This is a genomic window from Leptolyngbya sp. FACHB-36, from assembly GCF_014695955.1.
GTDB lineage: Bacteria > Cyanobacteriota > Cyanobacteriia > Leptolyngbyales > Leptolyngbyaceae > FACHB-36.
Map to the genome: position 1 here is coordinate 1 of NZ_JACJPG010000228.1, position 1,652 is coordinate 1,652.

Genomic DNA, 1,652 nt, shown 5'->3' on the forward strand with positions numbered 1-1,652 from the left:
GAAGCCGCGCTAACTTAACCTCGAAACTGCTTCATTAGCCACGCTGTCGTTGCCGACTGAGTTTCCTGACGGCTACGCTGAAGTGCCTGCTCTAAAATTTCCAGCTTCAATCCGGGCAACATTTGAGATTCACGAATGCGACGAATGCTGCTATCAGGCGCGATCGCAAATGCCAAAATCTGCATCGCTTGCACATTCACAATCCAATATTCAGGAATTCCCAAATCCTCATACTGAAGTCGCTTTTCACCCAGGTCATCCGCCAAAGACGTATCGGCTATTTCAATCACCAAATTCGGCAACGGATACTGCTCTAAATCAATTACTCGTGTTCCCCAAGGAATTGCATCTGCACTGTCGCCAATATAGTAAGAAGCGTCGGGCTGAAACTCATCAAATCCAACTTTGCGAAAAGAGCAGCCATCGTGTCCATTGATGGGGATGCCTTGCAGTGCCGCATATAGCCCAACGCTCAGGATGATGATTGTGTGGTCTTTAGAATGATCGGAGCCAGTAGACATGCGTTCAAATCTCATCCTGCCGCTGTAATAATATCCCTTGAGCTTGGCAGAAGCTGGCGAATCCGCGATTTTGACAAACTCCTCCCAAGTTGCAGGTAGCCAGGTATCAAGGGTTGTTTGAGTTTGCAGCATCATGGCAGTAGCCTGTGGGTTGAATGGCACGATCGTTAGACTTTCATTCTACAAAGCGCATAGGCGATCGCTTAACAACACCTGTCTCCATTCGAACAATTGTCGAGATTACGAGTGTCGAAATTACGATCGATGCCACTCTTCTAAGTCAGGATCAACGGCACGAAATAGCTTCTGGTCTTCTTCCAGTTCTGCCTGAAGCTCCACCGCCTCTAGTTCCGGTTCCGCAGGCACAATTTGATCGAGATTCAGGGGTTTTACTACACGGGTAATCGCGTCCTGCACAAAGGATTTGACAAACTCATCTTTGCGGTTGAGCTGAAACTGGCGCTGCACCACTTCGGTAATGCCACCATCTCCCCAGTCCTGATCATGGCGGAAATATTCAATAAAACTTCTGCCTGCAATTCGCGTTAGATACGCCGCGCTTACACCCTGGATAGCGCGACCAACCAGCATTCCTCCCACGCTCAGTTGCAGCGCTGTTGAAACCAGCGTTACGGCTCCCTTGACGATGCCCAAACTGGCAAGCGTTTTGCCCAGCGACAGCGCCAACTCCCGTCCGCGCTCCATATTAATTTCGCAGCCGTAGACGCGCCCAATCTCCACTACCATCTGGGCATTTACTGCCGCAGTTGCCAACAAATCCAGCACAGGCAGCGGCGTTACTGCAATCACGCCTGCGCCGATCCACTGAAAGCGATCGACAATTTTCTCTGCTTGCCGCCGCCGCTGCAGGTCAATCAGCTTGCGTGCTCGTTCACCCAGCTGCTGAGACTGCAGCAGAATATTGTCGGCGATTAAGTCTTCACCTTCCGATCGCAAAACGGCTGCCATGCGGCGAATCAGCGGCATAATGTCCGGTTCGGGCTGAAACAGTTCGCCTGTTTCCAGAATTACGGCTTGAGGACGCGCTGCTACCGCAATCACATCGAAGGAAGCTACCAAACCGCGCACTCGCTCACGCAGACGCGCCAAGATTAATTCTCGATCCTCATC

General features: G+C 51.2%; 2 protein-coding genes. Both read right to left on the reverse strand.

All coding sequences use genetic code 11. The features are described from left to right. Positions 1–14: 14 nt before the first annotated feature. Positions 15–683, reverse strand: coding sequence for a Uma2 family endonuclease (locus H6F43_RS05410; RefSeq protein ID WP_347272373.1), 669 nt, complete (start codon positions 681–683; stop codon positions 15–17). Positions 684–776: 93 nt separating this feature from the next. After that, positions 777–1,652 (reverse strand): YcjF family protein (locus tag H6F43_RS05415; protein ID WP_190341438.1); only part of this gene is annotated, 876 nt, incomplete at its 5' end.